Annotated in this window: 14 protein-coding genes and 1 tRNA gene; 9 read left to right on the forward strand and 6 right to left on the reverse strand. The window is 45.0% G+C overall.

Annotation, left to right across the window (positions count from 1 at the left end; all coding sequences use genetic code 11):
- Positions 1 to 55 precede the first annotated feature (55 nt).
- Positions 56 to 1,537, forward strand: coding sequence for a Do family serine endopeptidase (locus tag BMW71_RS09390; RefSeq protein ID WP_092172575.1), 1,482 nt, complete (start codon positions 56 to 58; stop codon positions 1,535 to 1,537).
- A 199-nt stretch (positions 1,538 to 1,736) separates the two neighbouring features.
- Positions 1,737 to 3,836 (forward strand): FG-GAP repeat domain-containing protein, encoded by a 2,100-nt coding sequence (locus BMW71_RS09395; protein ID WP_092172578.1) that lies wholly within the window; start codon positions 1,737 to 1,739, stop codon positions 3,834 to 3,836.
- A 220-nt stretch (positions 3,837 to 4,056) separates the two neighbouring features.
- Here the strand turns inward: BMW71_RS09395 and BMW71_RS09400 are convergent.
- Positions 4,057 to 4,131, reverse strand: a tRNA-Val gene (locus tag BMW71_RS09400).
- Between the two features lie 176 nt (positions 4,132 to 4,307).
- The gene (locus BMW71_RS09405) at positions 4,308 to 6,140 is read right to left on the reverse strand and encodes a TonB-dependent receptor plug domain-containing protein (protein WP_092172581.1); all 1,833 of its coding nucleotides are present in this window, start codon (positions 6,138 to 6,140) and stop codon (positions 4,308 to 4,310) included.
- A gap of 253 nt (positions 6,141 to 6,393) precedes the next feature.
- On the opposite strand from BMW71_RS09405, the gene BMW71_RS09410 reads away from it, so the two are divergent.
- Complete coding sequence (locus BMW71_RS09410; RefSeq protein WP_092172584.1) at positions 6,394 to 8,346, forward strand: M1 family metallopeptidase; 1,953 nt, start codon at positions 6,394 to 6,396, stop codon at positions 8,344 to 8,346.
- Positions 8,347 to 8,392: 46 nt separating this feature from the next.
- On the opposite strand, the gene BMW71_RS09415 is transcribed toward BMW71_RS09410, so the two are convergent.
- Positions 8,393 to 8,848 carry a VOC family protein gene (locus tag BMW71_RS09415; protein ID WP_092172587.1) on the reverse strand — a complete coding sequence of 152 codons (456 nt, stop codon included), beginning with the start codon at positions 8,846 to 8,848 and terminating at the stop codon, positions 8,393 to 8,395.
- Between the two features lie 89 nt (positions 8,849 to 8,937).
- The gene (locus BMW71_RS09420; RefSeq protein ID WP_092172847.1) at positions 8,938 to 10,569 is read right to left on the reverse strand and encodes a S41 family peptidase; all 1,632 of its coding nucleotides are present in this window, start codon (positions 10,567 to 10,569) and stop codon (positions 8,938 to 8,940) included.
- 177 nt (positions 10,570 to 10,746) lie between these two features.
- Between BMW71_RS09420 and BMW71_RS09425 the strand changes: the two genes are divergently transcribed.
- From BMW71_RS09425 to BMW71_RS09440, 4 genes are read left to right on the forward strand one after another with little or no spacing between them, the layout of a single operon-like run.
- Positions 10,747 to 11,505: a hemerythrin domain-containing protein gene (locus tag BMW71_RS09425; protein WP_092172590.1), complete on the forward strand. Its 759-nt coding sequence runs from the start codon at positions 10,747 to 10,749 to the stop codon at positions 11,503 to 11,505.
- The gene (ruvX, locus tag BMW71_RS09430; RefSeq protein WP_092172593.1) at positions 11,505 to 11,918 is read left to right on the forward strand and encodes a Holliday junction resolvase RuvX; all 414 of its coding nucleotides are present in this window, start codon (positions 11,505 to 11,507) and stop codon (positions 11,916 to 11,918) included. The genes BMW71_RS09425 and ruvX overlap by 1 nt, the downstream gene beginning before the upstream one ends.
- The gene (gene def / locus BMW71_RS09435) at positions 11,915 to 12,466 is read left to right on the forward strand and encodes a peptide deformylase (protein WP_092172596.1); all 552 of its coding nucleotides are present in this window, start codon (positions 11,915 to 11,917) and stop codon (positions 12,464 to 12,466) included. The genes ruvX and def overlap by 4 nt, the downstream gene beginning before the upstream one ends.
- 16 nt (positions 12,467 to 12,482) lie before the next feature.
- Entirely contained in the window at positions 12,483 to 13,274 is a 792-nt protein-coding gene (locus tag BMW71_RS09440; protein ID WP_092172599.1) for an amidohydrolase, read from the forward strand.
- Here the strand turns inward: BMW71_RS09440 and BMW71_RS09445 are convergent.
- Positions 13,271 to 15,406 carry an FG-GAP-like repeat-containing protein gene (locus BMW71_RS09445; protein ID WP_092172602.1) on the reverse strand — a complete coding sequence of 712 codons (2,136 nt, stop codon included), beginning with the start codon at positions 15,404 to 15,406 and terminating at the stop codon, positions 13,271 to 13,273. The genes BMW71_RS09440 and BMW71_RS09445 overlap by 4 nt on opposite strands.
- Positions 15,407 to 15,588: 182 nt before the next feature.
- Between BMW71_RS09445 and BMW71_RS09450 the strand changes: the two genes are divergently transcribed.
- Entirely contained in the window at positions 15,589 to 16,881 is a 1,293-nt protein-coding gene (locus tag BMW71_RS09450; RefSeq protein ID WP_092172606.1) for a UDP-N-acetylmuramoyl-tripeptide--D-alanyl-D-alanine ligase, read from the forward strand.
- A gap of 748 nt (positions 16,882 to 17,629) precedes the next feature.
- A complete protein-coding gene (locus BMW71_RS09460; RefSeq protein ID WP_177179599.1) occupies positions 17,630 to 18,646 on the forward strand; it encodes a DUF481 domain-containing protein in 1,017 nt (338 codons plus the stop codon).
- A gap of 182 nt (positions 18,647 to 18,828) precedes the next feature.
- On the opposite strand, the gene BMW71_RS09465 is transcribed toward BMW71_RS09460, so the two are convergent.
- Positions 18,829 to 22,995: a DUF748 domain-containing protein gene (locus BMW71_RS09465; protein WP_092172615.1), complete on the reverse strand. Its 4,167-nt coding sequence runs from the start codon at positions 22,993 to 22,995 to the stop codon at positions 18,829 to 18,831.
- Positions 22,996 to 23,027 lie beyond the last annotated feature (32 nt).

Here is a 23,027-nt window from a genome sequence, read left to right on the forward strand (position 1 = left end):
AACTTATTCTGCAAATTGTCGTGTATAATTGAGTCATCTAAAAGAAAGGTATACAATGAATAGAAAACAGTTTTTCCTGGGAATGGTCCTCGCCTCGCTAATCGGGGGTATGGTAGCCATACTGGGTGTGAGTTTGTTGCAAAACAATCAAGATTCATCCACCAATTTCACAGAGAAGCAAAATACGAGTCTTGTGAACTGGCTGGCAGACGATCGGTTTGTCGTTCCAGAGGGGATTAATTTTGTAGCCTCGGCAGAGCAAGTGACCCCGGCTGTGGTTCACGTAAGGAGTACGGTTACCATGGGGAGTCGTGAAAGCGGAGTGGATCCCCTGGAAGAATTCTTCGGTTTCCGTTCACCAAGAGGGGAAGCGCCGCCGAGAGAGGGCAGGAGTTCCGGCTCGGGAGCCATTATTTCCAGAGACGGGTACATTGTCACCAATAATCACGTTATCGAAAATGCATCCAAAGTGGACGTAACCTTAGAAGATAACCGGCGATTTACGGCAAAGGTGATAGGAACGGACCCGACCACCGATTTGGCTTTATTGAAGATTGAGGCAAATAACCTCCCGTTCATTCCATTTGGAGATTCGGACCAGGCAAAAATTGGGCAGTGGGTACTGGCCGTAGGAAATCCCTACGAGCTCAACTCTACCGTAACTGCCGGAATAATAAGCGCCAAGTCCAGAAACATCGGGATCCTCCGGGATGAAAGTGGTCTTCAGGTAGAGTCTTTTATTCAAACCGACGCTGCGGTGAATCCCGGTAATTCCGGTGGACCCTTGGTAAACCTGAATGGGGAAATAATTGGTATCAATACGGCCATCGCATCCAGAACAGGTGGATTCAGCGGGTATTCCTTTGCAGTCCCCAGTTCGATAGCCAAAAAAGTGATGGATGATCTGCTGGAGTTTGGTGCTGTCCAAAGAGGCTTGTTAGGGGTCATCATCATGGATGTGAATGCCGATCTGGAGGAATTCATCGGAGAAGACGTAGGTGTGAACCGCGGCGTGTACATACGAGAGGTAAATGAAGGCAGTGGGGGAGAAGAAGCAGGCCTGCAAAAAGGGGATATCATTATCGGAGTGGATGGGTACGATACGTTCACCACCTCCGCTCTCCAGGAAAGAGTCGCAAGAAAACGACCGGGAGATCAGGTAGATGTGAAATTTTTACGAGATGGCAAGGAAATGACCACCAAGGCCACGTTGAAAAACATATCCGGTGATACCAAAGTAGTGATTAAAGAGCTACCGAAAACGACCGAGTTTGAAGGAGTGGTCTTTGAAGACCTGAGTGCCGGGATTAAAGAGCGACTTGAACTCGAAGGTGGCGCATCTATCTCTGTCATTGATAACGAAACCTGGAGAGAAGCTGGCGTGAAGGAAGGGTTTATCATCACCAAAATTGGCCGGGTAAAAATTCTGAAAGGAGAAGATGTGATCAATGCGCTCAAAAACTACAAAGGCGAAGAAGTGACCGTTTTGGGTGTTTATCCGAATGGACAACGATCGTATTACGATTTGGACTTGTAATTTTTGAATCAAAAAATGCAAGAAAGGTTACTCTTTAGGTAGAGTAGCCTTTTTTTTTTGGTTTACAGATACTGGATAAACTTGTAACAAAAGAACCTCACTTACCAGCCAAAAAAGCTCAGTGGCTTTAATATGCACTGGGTAGCCGAAAAAAAGGGATATATTTAAAGCCCATTAAAAAACCTTTAAATTTTCTATCATGGTTTATTGGAGATTATATTTCGTTTTCGTTGCCTTTTCGTTTTTCTTGTATTCCTGTGAATTCAAAGGTACCAAGGAAGCTGAAAGCATGTATGGAGACAATTTACTCCATAAACTTGCCTACAATAACCCAGACCTGTTAGTGGATTTGGATGCGGGGTTCAAAGCCGTTCCGATGCCCATGGACTTTGATGGTGATGGGGACCTTGATTTGCTTATTTCAGAATCAGCTAGCTACACGGAATCCGGGATATTCTATTTTGAAAACATCTCAGGAAATGTACCCATGCCCTTGTTCAGAAGGAGAATGAAGGTCTCCTTTGAGCGGCGAAGGTTGGGGGATGATGGGGCGAGGTTTCAGGTATCCGACGTTCAAGGCCGTATTCATGTGCTAACACCAGATAGGGTAAGGGAAAAATTGTTAGTTTATAAAGATGTTCCTGAAAATGTGTTTTGGGATGAAAATGAATTGATACTCCCCGAAGAAGGATACGATTACTTGCACAATTGCAAGACAGAATGGAAGGTTATCGATTTCGACGCAGACGGAGTTCATGATTTGATGGCAGTGGCTACCAGGGATAGGCCCAGATCTTACCGTGGAAAGGTAGGAAAATTGGCGGAGAAAATCGAATACGTGACCGATGGAAAAAACCACGTCTTATTTTTTAAAAACAACGGAACAAATGACATCCCGGATTATGATAACCCCAAGCGATTAGTGAAATCGGATGGTTCCTCCCTCGCAGAAGGCCTTTCGCTTAAACCCATGTTTGTAGATTTTGATAACGACGGGGACTACGATTTTTTGAGCATAGGTAAAACTGACGAGGATTTTGAAATTGAATGGAACAATGATTTCATTATTTATTTTGAAAATACCGGTTCGGCGGCAGCTCATGAATTTTCGACCGGTAAGGTGCTGACGATTGATGATATTCCTATTCAATTCGAGTCCAGAGCTACCATGCATCTTGCCGCTGTGGATTGCAACAAGGATGGTTTTACAGATATCCTTGCGGGTGATGAGGACGGAAAAATATCCTATCTCAGGCATACTGGAAATTTCAAAGATGGTTTACCTCAATTTGAAGCACCGGTATTTATTCAGCAGGAAGCCAAGTATGTAGATTTCGGTGCGCTGGTGGCACCAAGGGTTTTTGATTGGGATGGCGATGGACTGGATGATATCATTAGTGGAAATGGTGTTGGGCACATCGGGTTTATCAGAAACCTGGGAGGAAAAACACCATCCTGGGATGCCCCCAAATTGTTGGAAGTGGATGGGAAGCCGATTCGGCTGATACAAAACGAGGCGCTCCCTGATACAGAGCCGCCTATATGGGGGTATTCTACCATTGATGTGGGTTTTTGGGACGAAGATAACCTGCCAGATATTCTGGCAAATGAGCATAACGGGAATATTGTTTTCTTCAAAAATATTGGTACCAGGACTTCTCCGGTACTGGACTATCCGCAGCCCTTGCAGGTCATATGGGAAGGTGAGCCCCTGCGTCCGGCATGGGTGCCAGGAGTCGCCGATGGCAACGAGCTTCTTGCACCCTGGAGAACATCTCCGCTAATGATGGATGTTAACGAAGACGGCTTGAATGATTTGGTGATGCTGGATCACGAGGGGTTCCTGGCCGTTTACCCTCGTATAAAGGTGAAAGACCAATGGATGTTATCGCATCCACAACGGAACTTTGTCTACCCCGACGGTAGTCCCATTCTTCTCAACCAGCGTCAGGGATCCAGTAGTGGTCGGTTGAAAATCACTTTTCATGATTGGGATGGAGACGGCTTGGAAGACTTGATCGTCTCCTCCAAACCGGCAGTGGACTGGATGAAGAACAAAGGAAAGAAGGATGGGAAAATCGTATTGGAGTACATGGGTCGGGTACTATCCCAAACGCTGATGGGGCACACCGATGGTCCGGTAGTGTCGGATTTCAACAAAGATGGCGTTCCTGATTTGCTGGTTGGGACAGAAACCGGGCAATTTTATTACTGGGAGCGGTCTGACTACGATATCACTTCTACCATGACCACTGTTGGAAGGCAGGGTCCCGCGAATTACCCGTATTTTAAGCGATAGTTGGATTTATCGGCTTCTATGCGATTAATTATCGGCGGAAAGAGGAGAAATGAAAGGACCTGTAGTCTTCCTAGAGCCTCTTTATTTCACTTGGTGTTTACTAATACGTTTAGCGAGTTGATCACAGGAGTGACCGATGTAAAACCTGTCGCTTGATTCGGGGAAAAGGATGTAGAAAAAGCAGGCCATACAAAAAAAAGCCTCCCAAGGAGGCTAGTTGTGGGAGTTGAGGGATTCGAACCCCCGACCCTCTGCTTGTAAGGCAGATGCTCTGAACCAACTGAGCTAAACTCCCAATAAATCAATTCGCCAGCTGTATTTGGGGCATTAAACTCCTGACGTTACCCTCCAGTTTAGGATAATTTCCAATTCATTGTGGGAAATCTCTACCGCTTTTAACCAGATGGGATTGCAAATGTAGGATTAATTTTTTTCGGAGCAAACCCTAATGCTTATTTTTTTTTCGGCGTACTATTTTTCGCTTAGATTCACCGTCAAACCGCCCCGAGCCCATCTTCCTGGCATCTGTACGGTGCCTGCTTCAATATAGTCCGTGTTGCTAAGGTTGGATATTTCTGCAAAGAAACCGACTTTTTTTAATCGGTTAATATCAAGGCGTATGTCCAGAAGAAAGTAGGGATCAAGTTTCATTCGTTCAATGTAACGGCTCTTTGCGGTTAGCTCGAGGTGTTCCTCGTAAGAGACTTGTAATCCGCCGATAAGTTGATGGCGGAGCGCATTTAGGGAATAGCGGGTTTCCTGTCCTTCCTGTTCCACCAGATTGGCATCGATGAAATTATAGCTTAGGGAGATCTCTTGCATTTTCACGGAGGAAGTGGACGAAGTAAATGCGTATAACAGCCCGAGTTCCAGTCCCTGGAAAACTACTTCGTTGAAGTTTTGGGGCTGCCATGGGCTGTCGGTGTCCGGTCTGGCCCATTCAATCAGATTAGTGGTACGTCTGCTAAAGTAAACCATCTCCGCTTGAAGACCTTTTTTGAAAATCTTTATACCTCCCTCATAGCTTAGAGCTTTTTCGGGCTCCAGGTTTTCGTTCCCAATATTGGTGGGACCGGAATAATAGAGGTCGGTGTAGGTAGGAATCCGGAAGCTGCTGCCAAAGTTTGCATAGGTGCGCATCCAGGGACGCAGTTGGTAGCCAATTTCGGCTCCTGGAAAATGTTTCCATCCGTATTCGGAATAGTAATTTGAATACACTCCAGCCCGTATATCGCCCTTTTCTGCAAATTCCAGGCGATGTTCCAGAAACGCTCCCAAAAGCGTCCGGTCGCGTTTTCCGAGGTTATTGCTATCGATCTGCTCTTTTCTACCCTCCAAGCCCATACCGAGGGTACCAATAGCCAGTTCCCGGCGTCCATTGATTTCCAGGGCCATTACGTCGGTGCTGTGCTGGTTTTGAAAGAAATCGGGTTCGTTTCTTCGTAATCTAAACTCGTCCTGATTTCTTCTCCAGTAGATACGGGTTTGAACGTACGATTGATCATGCTCAAACGTATGGCTTATCGCTGCCAGGGTTGTCTGTATGCTTTCCCATTGATCGGGAAAGGAGCTGGAATAAAATCCATTTGCCCCAAAATCCCGATTGGCATAGGCCACCATCGCTTTCACTTCCTGAGAGGGCGTCAGTGCCAGGCCTCCTTCGTAAAAAATGTTAGTGACTGCGTAATCGGAATTGTACCAGTGTCCATCGCTTGCGTCGTGGGATACCGCCAGGTTTTGCTTTACTTTTCCCATAGGCATACCCAGTTGAAACGTTCCGCCACGCATACCAAAATCACCTCCATACAGGTTGGCATGGAGATTATAGGTCTCTGGCAATTCGGTGATTACGTTGATCGCTCCGGCGTAGGCATTTTGTCCAAAAATCCGGGATGCGGGTCCTTTTAGTACGTCTATACGTCGGATTCCTGCCAAGGGGACAGGGATATTTACCATGTGGTGGCCCGTTTGCGGGTCGGATAGCTTAATCCCATTGATCAACATGAGCGTTTGTTCAAAAGACCCGCCGCGAATGCCGATATCCGCCTGGACCCCACCCACGCCTCGCTGCCGAACATCTACGCCCGGCGTAAACGAGAGCATCTCCTGAAGACTTCTTGCTGGCGTGGTCTCGAGGGCCTTTCTATGTATGACGTGAATATTCCGCGAACTTTTGGAAAAGGGGATCTCCATGCGGTTTTCTTTGATTAGGACCTCCTCTAACGTGAGGGATAGACTGTCCTCCTGCCCGAGAACGGGCATGGCAAGTCCAATAAAAACAAACGTAAAAATGAAGTAATTCATGACGGGTAGTAGGTTAGGTAGGTCAAAGTACCTCTCAAAAAATCAAAAATCCAAGTCCGAAAAATAAAGGTATTTTTTTGCGCGACAGGATCATCTGTAATAAAATCTGAAATAAACAAAAAATTTCCAAGCTATATTTTTTCTATATTAGAAGAAAGGTGGGTTTTATTCGCATTCAACCGCCGTAAGCTTCTTGATCGGTTCCGTTCTTTTTATTTGGTTATTTCTGTTAAATTAGCAAAAAAGAAAAAATATGACTTCTACTAGTTTCCGTAAATGGATGGCAGTGCTACTGCTATTTTCGGTAAGTTGGGCCTCTGCGCAGGTGACCGAAAATAACCAGGATGATTTTGATGATTTTATGTACAAACGGGGCTCAGCCTACCGATCTGCTTCTGGCATACCAGGCCCCGATTATTGGCAAAACCGGGCGGATTATTCGCTGGAGGTCAGTCTCGATGAAGACGAACACCTATTGGCAGGAAAGGTGCAGATTTCGTACACCAACAATAGCCCGGAGCCGTTGCCGTTTATCTGGATTCATCTCGAACAAAACCGGTTTACTGCGGATTCGAGGGGAACACTTACCACTCCCATCTCGGGAAACCGCTATTCGGGAGATACCGATGGAGGCTATACCATTCGCAATCTACGTTCCCAGTTAGACAAGCGGGGAAGTGAGCCCAATTCGAGATACCTGATCAACGATACGCGCATGCAGGTCTTTTTTAGCGAGCCCATTCCTGCCAAGGGAGGTAAAGCCACCGTTTCCATGGACTTTGAATTTAAAATCCCACAAAAGGGGATGGACCGGATGGGCCGATTGGCCGTAGAGGACGGAACCATTTATGCGCTGGCCCAATGGTATCCACGGGTCGCCGTATTTGACGACGTCGTAGGATGGAACATCGAGCCCTACCTGGGAGCTGGCGAGTTTTATCTCGGGTACGGTGATTTCGACTACAAAGTGACGGTACCCTACGATCACATAGTGGTCGGTTCGGGGGCCCTGCAAAATCCCAAAGAAGTACTCAACAAGGAATTGCAGGAGCGCATGGACCTGGCAGCTAGCAGCGATACCACCGTATATTTGGTTCGGCCAGAAGAGGTGTTGAAGCCAGCACTGACCCGACCAAAGCAGGAAGGAACCCTTACCTGGCACTTCCGGATTGAGAATGCCAGGGACGTTGCCTTTGCTTCGTCCAGGGCGTTTATTTGGGATGCGGCTGCTATCCGGCTTCCCAGCGGAAGCATGGCCATGGCACAAAGCGTCTATCCGCAGGAGAGTGACGGAGAAGAAGCATGGGGCAGGTCTACTGAATACAGCAAAGCCTCCATCGAACACTACTCCCAAAAATGGTACGAGTATCCCTATCCGGTAGCAGTGAATGTGGCAGCTGATATCAACGGCATGGAGTATCCAGGCCTTAACTTTTGTAGCTATAAGAGTCGGGAAGGATCCCTTTGGGGTGTCACCGACCATGAGTTTGGGCACAATTGGTTTCCGATGATCGTAGGAACAAACGAGCGAAGGTATGCCTGGATGGATGAGGGGTTCAACACATTTATCAACCACTACAGCTCAGAAGCATTTAATAATGGAGAATACGGCTCCAATCTGGATCAAACCCGCAGGTACCTCGGCTGGCTGACAAGCGAGGAACGCGAGGGAATTGATACCTACCCGGATGTGGCCAATACGGCAAATCTTGGCATGATCGCCTACATGAAACCTGCCATGGGCCTGCTAATGCTTCGGGAGTACATCCTGGGTGAAGAACGATTTGACAATGCTTTTGCTGCTTACATCGAAGCCTGGGCATACAAACATCCTCAACCAAGTGATTTTTTCAATATCATGGAAAATGTGGCAGGAGAGAATCTGTCTTGGTTTTGGAAATCCTGGTTTTACGGAACAGGAAATATTGACCTGGCAGTCGAACGCGTGGTCTCCTACGGAAATGATCAGGTAATTATTCTGGCAAACAAAGGGGAGGTGCCCATGCCGGTGAAACTCGGGCTCACCTACGAAGATGGATCCCAGGAGTCGCTGATGCTGCCTGTAGAAATATGGCAGCGGGGAGACCGGTGGAATTACCGCCATCAAGGCGCAAAAAAGTTGACGAAAGTAGAAATTGATCCAGATAAATTGCTTCCGGATATCAACATTGCCAATGACTCCTGGCCGACTGCTATATACGAATAACGTTAGAAGAAAAAAGGCTGGCTCCAGGAACCGGCCAGCCTTTTTTTTAGTACTCGTCATTGATTTCAATCCAATATCCGTTGGGGTCTTGAATGTAAATTTGGCGAATGCCATCGGGGCGGATATTGATTTTTCCTTTATTATCTACCGCATCTTCAAACGGGATATCGTGGTGGGCTAGCTTTTCAATAAATGCCTCCAAATCTTCCACACTAAAACACAAGTGATTGGTTTTATCGATGAGGGGTTCCTTCCAGGGTTTTTCTCGTTCGATCAGATGCATGGACAGTCCATACCCGATGGCGTACCAGGCGTGAAGACCGTCTTTAAAGGGTTCGTCAATGGGGGTTAAGCCAACGACCTCTTCGTAAAAATGGGCACTTTCTTTAAGGTCTTTGGCATAGACGGCAAAATGATTGATCTTGGTTTGGCTAAAGGCGTTCATGGAAAATAAAATAAAGGCTAGAATGGTAAAACAAGCACGGCTGAAGGTTTGATGCATGGGTCGTTGTGAATTTTGTTCCTAGCCAAATCTAAGAAATAAAAAAAGCCAGAAAGAATGTTTCTGGCTTTTTTAGGGGCAGTCGGCAACTATTCGTCAAAAAATGCCAGATTATCGGCATTGTCGAGCAATTTTACCGCCTGCTGGTAAATTTCATTGATATCGTTGATGACTTTATAAAACGCATTGTCGTCATAGATATTTCTCGCCATATGCGCCTTTAGGAGTGTTTTCAGATACACCTTGGATTTGTTGAAATCTTTTTCGTTGAATTCAACATCGTATTTTTCTCCCGTCTTTACCAAGGAATTCAGCATGGCATCGGATATTTCAAAGTTGTGGTAAAACTCATCAAAGGCCATGTTTTCAAATTTCCGCTTATTGGTGTCCAGGTAATCCAGAATAAACTCTCTCCAAGACTCAGAGCTGAAAAGCCGATTCACATAAGAACTGGTCATGCTGGTGTCTAGCGGGACAAAATAGTCCGGCATGATTCCACCGCCACCATACACTGTTCTGCCTTTAACCGTCTCGTATTTCAGGCTGTCGTTAAAATCGATGCTGTCTGCACTAAAGAATTCTCCGTGCTCCAGTCGGTTATAGTAGTCCATGGCATAATCTTCATCATCTTCACCGTAGGGTTTTTGAATGGAACGTCCGGATGGCGTATAGTATCGGGCGATGGTAAGCCTTAGCTCGGCACCGTCCGATAAGTCAATGGGCATCTGTACCAACCCCTTGCCAAAGGAACGTCTGCCGACGATCAATCCCCTGTCGTTGTCCTGCAGTGCTCCTGCCACAATTTCAGAGGCCGATGCGCTGCCTTCGTTTACCAATACGACCACCGAACCCTCTTCAAATGATCCGGGCCGAACAGCCCTGGCCTTTTGGTTATACCGTTGAAGTTTTCCTTCCTGGGATACAATGACGGCGTTGTCTTTTAAAATCTCGTCAGCGATGTTGATTGCGGCACCCATGTACCCACCTGGGTTTCCTTGCAAATCAAGAATTAACCGATTCATGCCCTCTGCTTTGAGTTTTTGAAGAGCTAACCGAAACTCTTCGTGAGTGTTGGCGGCAAACCGCGTAATCTTGATGTAACCGGTTTCCCCATCAATCATATAGGAGGCATTGACACTGTATTGGGGTATTTTATCCCGGATAATCTTGTATTCAAGCAGGTCTGACTCGTTTTTTCGTTTAATGTCAACAGCCACCTGGCTCCCCTTTGGCCCTCTCAGGAGATCAAATACGTCCCGGTTGGTTATCCCTGTTCCGGCTACGGTCTCACCATCCACTTTAATGATCTGATCACCCGGTAGGAGACCTATTTTTTCGGAGGGTCCGCCAGTGAGCGGTGAAACCACGTAGATCGTGTCGCGTAAAATCCCAAATTCGATACCAATACCGTCAAACTCCCCTTCCAACTGCGACTTGGCCAGCGCGGCATCTTCTGCCGGTATGTAGCTGGAATGAGGATCCAGTTTGCCAAGCATCTTTTCGATGCCATACTCTACCAATTCATTGGTATCTACACTATCCACATAGTCTCTGTTTATGTAGGTAATGATTTCCTGCAACTTGTAAATAGCCGATTTTAAATCGTTTCTATCTGTCTTGGGTTCTGCAAAGGTAGCACCTATCCAGATTCCAGCAGAGATCCCCAGTGCCAGGAAAATGGGTAATCTAATCTGTGCTTTGGTGTTTTTCTCTATACTCACGTCGTTTCGGTTTACTATTTTTTCAGGCAAAGCCCTGCATCTTTCAAGGTAACCTATTTTAATCAAATATACAATTAAACATGTATCGGAAGCGATTCGTTTAAATAAACGCAATAAAATTCAAATCGATGCCGGAACTTCCCGTTTTTTACGTTAATTTATTTTAATTTTGTAGCCATGCATTCCCTCGAAAACAACCGAAATAAATCCATTGCCGATTTGGTCAACGAGAACCATGTCCTCGCGGGAGTGTTGCATTATTTTGGCATAAGTTTTTTTCAACACGAAAACCATTCCCTGGAAGAGGCCTGCATAGCGCACAACGTGAATCCTGCCCAGGTGATCGCCGCACTGGAGGATTGGGCTGCGCGCAAAGAACCCACACGGGAGGAGTTGTTTCTTCACCCCATTGAGTTAGTGGTGGGTTATTTGAAGAAAAAACACCGGTATTTTGTCCGACAAGCACTGCCTTTTTTATCCAGTATGGTAGAAGGTATCGAACTCGGTGCCATGCACAAAAGCCTAATGACCGATATGCGGCTAATGTTCCCTCTTTTTGTGGACGATTTTATTCACCATATTCACGAGGAAGAAGACACGCTTTTCGAACGGATTCGCCTCTTGCAGGACATCGATGCCGCAGTGTTGCCACTTTCCGAAGCGATTCAGATTTTTGATCTTCCTTCCATCTCCGGAATGGCTTCCGATCACGAAGCCCATGATGACGAAATGGAAGGAATCCGCAAATTGACCAACGACTACCGGATTCCTGCTACGGCAACGGTATCCCTGAAGGTCCTTTTTCATGAATTTCAACAGTTGGAAAGGGAGTTGGTGATTCACGCGAAAATTGAAAACGATTTGCTTTTCCCTAAAGCAATTGAATTGGAAAAAGAAGTTAAGCGCAAACTCACCCTTCAAATTAAGTATAATTAATGGGCAGGATACTGGCCATAGACCTGGGATCCAAGCGGACCGGACTGGCTGTAACCGACCCACTGGCCATGTTGGCCAATCCCCTGGAAACTATCCCCACGCATAATTTGTTGGATTATCTGAAATTATATTTCGAAAAAGAAGAGGTTTCGGCAATTGTGATTGGTTTTCCAAAATCCCTGAACGGAAGCGCCACGCAAATGACCCAGCCCGTTCTGGCTCTGGAGAAAAAGCTGAAGCGCTTGTACCCAAATCAGACCATCGTGCTGGTAGACGAGCGGTTCACGTCCAAAATGGCCATGCAAACCATGATTGAAATGGGAAGCAGTAAAAAAGACAGAAGAGAAAAGGCGGGCAATCTGGATAAAATCAGTGCCGCGATTATATTGCAAACTTACCTGGAGAAAAAATGATATACCCCATCGTAGCGTATGGAAACCCAATTCTGAAAAAGGAATCCGAAGAAATTCGGGAAGGAGAGGATGTAAAAGGGCTAATCAAAGATATGTTTGAAACCATGGGTCTGGCAAATGGAGTTGGCTTGGCCGCCCCACAAATCAACAAAGGCATCCGGCTATTTGTCATCGATAGCAGCCTAATGCTGGAGGACGGAGACGAGGAAAAAGGTGTCAGAAAGGCGTTTATCAACCCCATCCTTCTCGACGAATACGGCGAAAAATTTGAGTTTGAAGAAGGCTGCCTGAGTATTCCTGACGTACGTGCGGAAATCACCCGGCCCGAGAAACTGACCCTTGAGTATTTTGACGAAAACTGGAACCTTAAGGAAGAAGAGTTTTCGGGGTTGACAGCCCGTGTGATCCAACACGAGTACGACCATTTGGAGGGCATCCTCTTTATCGATTACCTAAAAGGATTGAAAAAGCGAATGGTCAAAGGGAAATTGCTCGATATTAGCAAGGGCAAGGTCCCGACGGATTATCGAATGGTCTATCCCGGATAACGAGCCAACGAACCCCATGGAAAACATCCGCTTAGCATTGGTTCAATCAGATCTCTATTGGGAAGACGCAGCTGCCAACCTCGCCATGCTCGAGGAAAAGTTGTGGAAAATCGAGCGTAAGGTAGATATTTTGGTATTGCCCGAAATGTTTACCACCGGGTTTACCATGAACGCGGTCAGTCAGGGCGAGCCGATGAACCTTCACAGTACCAAATGGATGAAGCAAATGGCTGCCCAAATGAATACCGTGATTACGGGAAGCCTCATCATCAAAGCGGATACCAACTATTACAACCGCATGCTTTGGGTAGAACCGGGAGGAGCGGTTGCGTCTTACGACAAACGACACCTTTTTCGCATGGCTGATGAAGATCACCATTATTCCATGGGCAAAACGAACACCATTTTTTCAATAAAGGGTTGGAAAATTCGTCCGCAAATTTGTTACGACCTCCGGTTTCCCGTTTGGTCACGTAATCGGGCCACAGCGGATGGGATAATGGATTACGACCTGATCTTCTACGTCGCTTCCTGGCCGGCGCCAAGGGTGAAGGCCTGGGACATCTTGCTTCAGGCAAGAGCGGTAGAAAACCTCGCTTACTCCGTAGGTGTCAACCGAGTCGGTACCGATGGGAATGGTGTGCCGTATTGTGGCCATTCGGCGGCCTACGATTTCAAAGGGAATTGCCTCGCAAGTGCCGGAGAGCAGGAAGGGGTTGTTTACGTAGAACTCGATGGTTCTGCCCTCAGCGAATACCGAAAGAAATTCCCTGCCTGGAAAGACGCAGACAGGTTTTCTTTTCCCTAAGGCCCTATCCATAGCTTTTTATGGATCGGCCGTTGCCTGGGAGCCTGAAATTCCAACAGGTACAAAGCCGGTGGATATCCCCACAGGTTAAGTTCATTTCGTTCGTTTTCGGTAAGGGGCAATCCGCTTTTCAATAGTTTACCGGTACTGTCGTAGACCGAAACAGTTACTCCGGCTTGGTTTACGACGAGTTGGACTATGTTATCCTCGCTCGGGTTTGGAAATACCAGAGCCTTTAGGACCTCCGCATCACCTTCGTCCGGATTCGGTATCCGACTCAGGTACTCAAGGCCTCCCGCACGGTTGCCAATAATTAAATCCGGTTTTTCTCCCAATAGACCTGGAACCAGGCTGATCCAGGTGTTTCTCCCGTATCGGGTCCTCTCAAAGGTCCGGCCTTCCAGCTGAATGGATACGGGTGTCGTTTCCGGAGCTCCCAGGATGTCTACCGAAGAATACAACACACCTCGCTGGTCGACGGCCACCAGGTAAGGTTCGGGTCCGGAACTCACGGCCACGGTAAGGTTTCGGCTCACGGGATTATCCGCAAAACCCAAAAACTCCCGCTCCAGCAGTCTGACCTCCGGGCTCCCATCCAGGGCCAACGAAAACAACAGCAATTCTCCTGTCTGTCGGGCTAAGAGCAGGTAATCCTCTCTGGAATCGTGGAAAAAATATACCTGGTCCATGCCCCGCAGCGTGAAATCGGGAATCCGTAGCGAAACCCTTTCCTCGGGGGCATCAAATGGCAAGAGCCAAATTTGCTTCTCGGGAATCTGTCCGTTATACACATCACCGGTAATCAGGTGATAGGTTTGATTGGCGGCAGAAGTAAAGCGTTGATAGGAAGGCTCCAGGACTTCTAGCGCGGACAAATCAAGGTAATCTTCATTGACCAGCCGGATTTGGTTGTCTGCCCATTCCATTTCAAAAATCCGCCCCTGCACTCCTTTGGGGTCCAGAATATTGGCAGCTACGAATAGACTGCCCTGCAGGCGGTTACCCAGAAAATAGGGGCGGGAGTTTTCGCCAAGGTCCACCATCCTATCCTGCAAGAAGCCGCTGGTTTCAATAGTGCCGGAAAGGCCCGGCTGCAGCAAATACATGCTTCGGGAAAAATCCGAGCCGGTGTTGATGATTGGCTCAGAAGAATGACTGGATACCAGCAGGTTTTCTTCCAAAACAAATGCGCTATGAAATATCGGGAATTCGGGCAAAGGGCCGAAACCAGGCAGGTCGTTTGTGAATGTTTGAAAAACAGGCTCGGTGTCCGATCCCTCGTTTGGCAGGTAATACAGCACCTCGCACTGGTCTTGCCCAATGAGCAAGTCCTTTACCCCATCGTTATCAAAATCACGGTACAAGAGCGTGTGTCCACCCGAATGCAGGGTACGGAGCAAATCTGCGTCCGGTTCCCGATCGGCCATGGGCTGGCCTGCACACGTAAGGCCAAAACTTATGGCGCCGCATCCACAAAATTCAAATTTTCCCCAGCGGGTAACTGCGGATGCAAAACCGTCTACCGACGGCTGACCGGTTCGTTCTACGCTCGTATTTTTAAAAAACTCCAGGTAGTCCCCGGTGGCAAAATTAAACGTAAGGATGTCCAGGTCTCCATCGCCATCAAGATCTTCAATCAGGGGGACATCCAGAATATTGGCCGTCAGATTGGATCCACTTTCCAAGCGGAGGAAATCGCGTTCCACTACCCAGTCAGGAAACTGATCTGCGGTTGTACCTCCGTTCCGGTAAGCCTTGATTCCAAAAGGAGAGCCCGTAAACAGGTCTTTTTTTCCGTCCCCATTAAAATCTGCCAGTAGCAGGAATCCATTGATATCGTCCGGAAAATAGTATGCGGCCCCCGGGAAGTAGCGGTAGCCGCTTTCGGTGAACGCGTAGGCATGGATACGTCCTGCGTTTATGTCCCAGATAACCAGTTCTTCCCGCCCGTCTCCGTTTAGGTCAAATTCCTGTACCTGCGCTGCATTGATGCCGCCGGCAAAGGGCATGGGAAGTTCCACCCCGGAGATCGTAACCTGGGGCGTGTCACCTGCCAAGCGAAACAGATCCTGGGCAGTGCTCCGTAGGATCAGAAAAAGGGAAAGAAAAAGGATCAGGTAGAATTGCCTCATCAGGGAATTAGGATTTACAGGCGGTGGCCTGGAATACTTCGGGTGAAATTAATGGATTGCTACGCATTATAATAGTTATTTTTGTTCTTTAACGATAAAAGTTGAAATCGGATATGTTACTTTTGCTGGAAATGCGACAGGGCAGGCGTAATTTTTAGTAATTCAAAAAAACCGACCTGAGGATGAATACAATCAGAAAACTATACGAGCACTTTCGGTCAGCCAAGGGTGTAGGGACAGACACCCGTAAACTCAAAAAGGGAGCCTTATTTTTTGCCCTGAAGGGCCCCAATTTTGATGGAAACAGCTATGCCGCAAAGGCCTTGGATCTAGGAGCCTCGTTGGTCGTCGTAGATAATCCGGAGGTAGTGAAAGGGGATGCGTATTTTTTGGTGGAGGATGTGCTGAAGACCTTGCAGGATTTGGCCAGATATCACCGGAAACAGTTTGTCGGGCCGGTCATCGGACTTACCGGTTCGAATGGGAAGACAACTACGAAAGAGTTGATGCAACAGGTGCTGTCCAGAAAGTACCGGGTGCATGCCACCGAAGGCAACCTCAACAATCATATCGGGGTTCCGCTGACGCTATTGGGTATATCCGCCGACACGGAAATGGTTATTGTTGAAATGGGCGCCAATAAGCAGGGAGACATTGCCGAATTGTGTGCGATCGCTTTGCCTACGCATGGGTTGATTACCAATATTGGGAAGGCACACCTGGAAGGAATGGGGGGACCGGAAGGGGTACTGAAGACCAAAACGGAGCTTTTTCAGTTTTTGTTGGAAGCGAAGGGCAAAGTCTTTATCAATACACGGCAGCCGGTTTTTTCCCAAATGATCCGAAGATTTGAAGATCCGGTTTTGTTCCCTGGCGAGTCCGATTCTTGTTCCGTCTCGTTTCGCGGTGCCGATCCCTTTGTGGTCTTTAGTCTGGGGACCGATCCCCATCGCTATACCTCAGGATTAATCGGACACTATAATTTCGATAACCTGGCTGCGGCCATTTGTATGGGCATTTTTTTTGGCGTACCAGCGCGTGAAGCTGCCGCAGCGGCCGCTGCCTACACCCCTTCCAACATGCGTTCCCAGATTTTGGAAAAAGGGAGTAACTGGATTTTACTGGATGCATACAATGCCAACCCGTCCAGCATGGAGGAAGCGTTGAATACATTTGGGAAGCTGGACAAGCGGCCACACAAGATGGTAATCATTGGAGACATGCTCGAATTGGGTGCCCATGCGGTAGAAGAACACCAAAAATTGGGGGAACGGTTACAGAAAATGCCCGTCGAAAAAGTCTGTCTGACCGGCGACCTGGTTCGCCATGCCCTGCCGAAGGTACCCAAAGCGCTCTACTTTCCGGATCCCTTTTCATTACGGAATTGGCTAAAGGACTCCTCGCTTGAAAATCACCAGATTCTAATCAAGGGTAGCCGTGGCATGCGGCTCGAGACACTCCTGGATTTTATATAGGTAAGGGAATCGTATCCCAAGCTCCCGTTTGTGTATTGGGACTACTTTCTTGAGATTTTTTGATGACTACCAAATTTTGGAAATATAGAAATTGTGCATTTTCGGCTACTTTGCTTTTCTCCAAATGCTTTTCCCTAATAGCCTGTCGCTCCCAACGGCCGTAGTTGTCCAATGGAAATGCCATGTGCCATGATGGGGACCATTTAGCTAAGCAATGGGTTGGTCATCATACCGCATACGTACTTTTCTGCACATTTTATCACCGCGATAGCCTCAACTGTTTGGAAAAATTCGCCCTTTTGATATTGATGGTCGTTTGAAGTAGTGCTTTCTACCCGGAGGAGCGTCCGCCGCTGGCTTCTAAAAAAAAATGCTTCACTATCTTCAGCGCAGCGTGATAAACCTGAAAAGCCTCCCGAAAAATTTTCCGCTAAAGCATTTTAGGCAATTGCGGTCGAACATTCGTGGTAAAAGCAAATAAAAGTTTGGGCCTGCTAGGTGAAATTAACCGGAGCCTTCCGGGAGGTTTTGTTTCCCATTGGGAAAGCAATACAAAGAAACTACCAGTTTATTTTGGGGGAATTAAGGTTGATTCAATCGCGGTCCGTATCGTGGCAAAAAAGGTAATTTACTAGATAGATGAAGTCACCCCGAACTCAATGGAAAGTGAGTTTTCTTAAGAATGAATTCTAATAAATTGGTAATTTGGTCGTCCATCAATCAAATGATTTCAAAAGAATCAAGACTTATGAAGAAAGTAATAATCATTATTATTCCGGTTTTCTTTTTGATTCATTATCAGGGAAAAACTCAAACCGATTCGTTGGTTTTCGATAATCAGAAGACATTGGTAGGGGTGATTAAATCTATGGAAAAAGGTGTTCTTTCCATGTCAACTAGCTTTAGTAAAGATGATTTTAAGATAAAGTGGGAAGAAATACACTTAATATATTCCGAGAGGCCACTAATGATTACCACATCCGACGGGCAAGTTATTCTTGGATTGATTTCATCCGTAGATTTGCGTGAAATTTTAATAAAAACAGAGGAGGATGAGGAATTTAGGTACAATATATCTGAAATCATTTATCTCAAACCGATTAGCCGAAGATTTTTAGACCGGCTAAAAGCGAGTATGGATTTTGGTTTTAATTTGGCTAAGGCCCAGAATAACAGGCAATTATTAATCCGAAGTAGGGTTGCATATATTTCTGAATACTGGTTATTTAATGCTGCCTACAACACCTTACATTTATCCCGAAATCAAACGGAAAACATAAATCGCTCAGATGGTAACCTGATAGCAAAAGGGATTTTACTCAACGACTTCTTTATTAAAGGGAAAATTGATTACCTGAAAAACACCGAACAAAAATTGGATTTAAGAACAAACTATAAACTAGGTGGTGGTAAATATTTTGTGAGAAACAACCATTTATACTGGAATGCATCCCTGGGCGGCTCGTACAATTGGGAGCAGATTGCTGATAATCCCGAGGATCGTTATAGTTCAGAATTTTGGTTGGGGTCGGAAGTAAGCATTTTTAATGCAGGGAATATTGGTCTTTTTTCAAATATTTTTGGCTATTACGGAATTTCAGAAACCGGAAGGTTTCGGCTCGATTTTCGGCTGGATTTAAAATACAATTTGCCTCTAAAGCTATATATAAAAACCGGTATTACCTTAAATCATGACAACCAACCTGTTCCCGGGGCTGCTATGACGGATTATGTATGGGGTACTACATTGGGTTGGAGTTGGTGATTGGGGTTATATTGGTTTTGCGATGACAATGGATTAGGGAAATATCTTAGCCAAATAAGACCGGCTTCAAGTTCGAAATTTCCTCTGAGACCGAAATCATTGAAGGTTTTTTGCAAATTACCGATTGAAAAAAAGACCATCAAACGTGAAACCGGTTGAGCGATAAGGGATCAAATATATTTTTAGTCAGGTAATGCATTTTTTTTATTTGCTAACTTGGATTCGATCAATTTAAGTTCTTCTTCATGTTTTTTCTTTAAAGCCTTTCTGTTACTTTTTACGCCAACACTAGTTAATATTCCACTAAGTGCGATTTTTCCAAAATAGTTGAAAATGGATTTTGTAGGATCACGGACAAAAAATAATTGGCCCTGCCGATGGGGAAAAGGATGATCGTTATTTCTTCTGATAATAAGTTCGTTTGCAAGAAAAGACTCGATGGCATGTCCTAAATTTTGGTGGTCATGTTCCTTTTTATCAAGAATTGAGATGCTTAGTTTTCTGTAAAGAAAATCCAAGTTTCCATAGGCGTAATCCTCATTGCCTAAAGCCTTTATCTCCATCTTTCTCATTTTGCCTTTTTTGATCCTGACAGAGGCAAGTGGCTCAACGAGACTGTTTAGTACTTTGAGGTCCATTTTCCCCAGACTCACATCCATGAAAAAGGAATAATTAGGGTCATCAAGTGAGAAATCCATCTCGTTATTGAGTTTTCCTGAACCCTGAATCATCGCGGTTGCTTTCATATTCAGTTTGTTATTCACTTCGATTTCCTCCGGAAGGTTGGTAATGTTGGTTAGAATGGCATCAACGTTTGAGAATTCGATGCCGGCTGTTTTTTCACCGGTAGGAGGCTGGGTTTCCACGTGTACATTTCCGTCGTTTATCTTCACCGTATCTATTGATACCGGCATGGCGGAGTTCACCAATGTTTTATGGAGCATCGGAGGAAAATGATTATCGGGAAATGGCAATCTCTGATCGCGGTATGCCATTAATTTGAGTTGGTCAATGCGCACCTTTTGTGCGTTGACACCCGATTTCAATACCTCTCGCCAATGGATTCCCGAAACACTACCTGCGCCGGTTTCAACCCCCAACCACGTCTCCTGATGCGTGAGGAAGCTACTGTAAGAAATCGGACTATCAGAAGTTTTAAAATCAACTGAAGTCCAGGATATTTTCGAGGAAGAACCGGAAATACTTACTCCTGAAATTTCTGCCGTTTTCGCGGGATAGGAGAAAGAAGCTTTTCCTTGGTTTAAACCAATAGACCAATCACCGGAAGCCACTAATTCTTCGATACCAAGCGGTACTTTGGAATTCCAATAAAAGTCATCATATGCCAGGTCAAGGCCTTCAAACCAAATTTTTACACAGTCTTGTGGTATTTGAAGATCGATACTCATGTTTTTTATAGCAAATTTGCGCAGATCCAGAGAGGAAATTGGGGAATTATTCCCCCCGTGCTTTTCCTTACTAGTTGACATTTTATCGGTTTCCAAGTCTCCTTTTATGGAAAGTGTGGGATTATCGACCAAGAATTCTGAAATCGCCACATCCTGATGCTGGTTGAGGTTAAAACCTTCTTCTGTCCGGATAGTCATTCGGGGAATGTCTAAATTAATCGATGTTCCATTCATCAATTCTGAGCTATCGGACTTATCTAATTCGCTATTGATTAGTGTAATAAGTTTGTTTCTGCTTGAAAGGTTGGCTTGGTCAACTCGAATTCCTACATCCTTTTGTTTATGGACAAATTTATTGAGGCTTATATCAAAATCACCTACATAATAATTAGACGGACTGTAGGGATACCTGACATCAAATAGATCGATATTTGTCACTTCACTTTTCCAAAAATTCCCACCCTCATTTGTCTCCTGTTCTAAGGTAAAATTTGCATTTTTAATTTGGAGGGTGTCGAGCAATAAACCGAACGCTTGTGACGAGATATTTTTTGCATCCGATTTACCGCTGCCCGAATCAACCCGTTTATTGAACCTGAAATTTCCGTCTAGGCCTTGAATAGAAAACCGTTCGACTCCGATAAATTCATTTAAACTATCTGGTAACTGTATCTTTGATACGGAGATTAATGGGGTTGAAATAGTGAATTCCTCTTCACTTTGGCCGGTACCAGTTGCTGTTGTGCCGTACATGGTAAGGGTACTATTATGTAAATCCAAGGAGTCAAATTCAACTTTTCCGTAATTGAATGCCAGGGAACTTTGAGTCATTTTTGCAAACGAATTATCCATATCGATTGTAAAAGGAAAGTCAGCACCACCAATTCGAATCGATTTTAGATAGGCTTCCAGACCTTTCGCGTTCAATGTCCCGGTTTCTGGTTTCTGAATAGTTGCTTCTAAATCTCCAATACTAAAATGATCGATAAAAAAAGGGTTAAATTTATTTTCCTTAAGTGGAGCCTTGTTTGTTGAAGGCTCATTGAAGACCAGGTTTACCTTGGCTTTCCCAATTTTCATCGAGTTGATTTTGTTATGTGGAGTATTGTAAAGGAAGCCATCTAAAAAGACTTCGTTTAATCTTACTTCTCCTTTAATATTCTTTGAAAGTGAGGAAGGACGTAAAATAATGTCCTGGATACTGAGAAAATCCTCCTTGCTGGACAGATTAACACCTGTAAATTCCACCTTATATTCCGGTAGGGAGAGCGTTCCATTTCCTACCCTTGCTATCAGGTCTACATTTATTTGATGGGAAATGGTATCTGCAACTTTCCAATCTTTTCCCGAAATATTGAGATTATTCAACGTTAAAAATGGAGAGCTCCCGCCTCTATACAGGGCTAAATTTCCTTGTTGAAAGTCAACTGATTCTAAATTAAAATCGGCTAAAAATTGGTTTAACGCTGTTGATATTTCGGGGATTCCCTTGGGATCCTTAGCGGGGGATTTTGGCAATAAGATGCCGATATCTGGAGATACGATTGTAATCTTTCCGCCGTCCAATCGCTCATGGACAATAAGATCCTCAAAATCTATATTTTTAATAAGAATAGCAGGAATTTCCAGGTATTGAATTAGTTGGTTTTCAGTTTGAGATAAACTATCCTTTATTGGGTAAATCTGGATACCCTCCAAAGCAAAATCTCTATTTTTAAACGACCAATTTAGTGTCTCAAAATTCAACGAATAATGGGCATCTCTCAGTTTTGACTGATATTTTTTCAAATAAAGTTGCAAATTTTCCAAACTCCAGGAATCCGTTGAATCTGTTTTTTTGCTGTAGTTGACCTTTGTTAGTGTTACGGAAGTACTATCGGCTTTGATACTATTCCTTGCAAATTGATTGTTTTGGTTGATGGAAATATACGTGGGTATGAGTTGGACATGATTTATCTGAAGACTGTCTAGACTGTGGCTCGGGCTTTTTTGGTCGGGGTGAAATAAAGATAGTGTGTTTTTATCTACTTCGAAATGGAGCTGTGACCCTCCCACAAAAATAGTATCTACCAAAAGGTAGTTGTTCAAATAGAGTGTCAGGAAATCTATACCTTTCAAATGAAGACTTGGAATCGACAGATCATTTTGGAGTGTATTTTTGTCGCCAGAATCTTTTTGATCTGTGTATTCCAAGTGTAGGCTATCAAGAAGTATTTCTTTTTCCTTAGAGGATATTTTTAGGCTTTTGAAGGTCAAAAGATTTTTTGAGCTTGGTAATTGTATGGAATTTTGGCCTAGTATTACTTCCAAATGGTCTGTCAAAAGAAGCTCCGTTATTTTTTCTCCTGAGAGGTTTTCCGGAATGATTTCAATGGTATCTAAATTGACAGTAATGTTTTCTAGGGAATAGGTTGGCGTTTCACTGGGCCCTGTGCTCCATAATAGTGTTGCGTTCTGTGTGCTAAAGTTTTTTATCTCGAGGTCTTGCAAAAATTTTAACGTTTTTTGATGCAACCTTCCCACTTCTTTTTGTGCTACTAGTGTGTCTTCTTTTATTGGTGAAAAAAAATGAATTGTTGGATTATTTAAAATCATACGTTCTATTGTCAATGACCTGTCAAAAATAACTTCTTTGATGGATAGAAGGTCTAACGTGAGTTCCGGTATCGTTAATGCGATTTTGGTGGTGTCATCGATGGTTTCGCTCTGGGTAATAGCAATGCTGAGGTCATTTAGCCTAATCATATTTTGTGTCCAAAAAATTTCCAGCTTTTTTAGCTTGTAGGAAACGGAGGTTTTAGCGGACAAAGTTACTTGATTTTTAAAATAGTTTTTGACCGTATATTCCATGGCAAGATGTAACAGCGTCCTGCCCACAAAAAATATGGAAACAATTAAGACGATAATGCCGATATTTTTTCTTATTGGTTGCGGTATCATTTTTTAGGCAAGGCTTTGTATGAACATGGTTT

The sequence above is a fragment of the Cyclobacterium xiamenense genome (assembly GCF_900109255.1).
Taxonomy (GTDB): Bacteria; Bacteroidota; Bacteroidia; order Cytophagales; family Cyclobacteriaceae; genus Cyclobacterium; species Cyclobacterium xiamenense.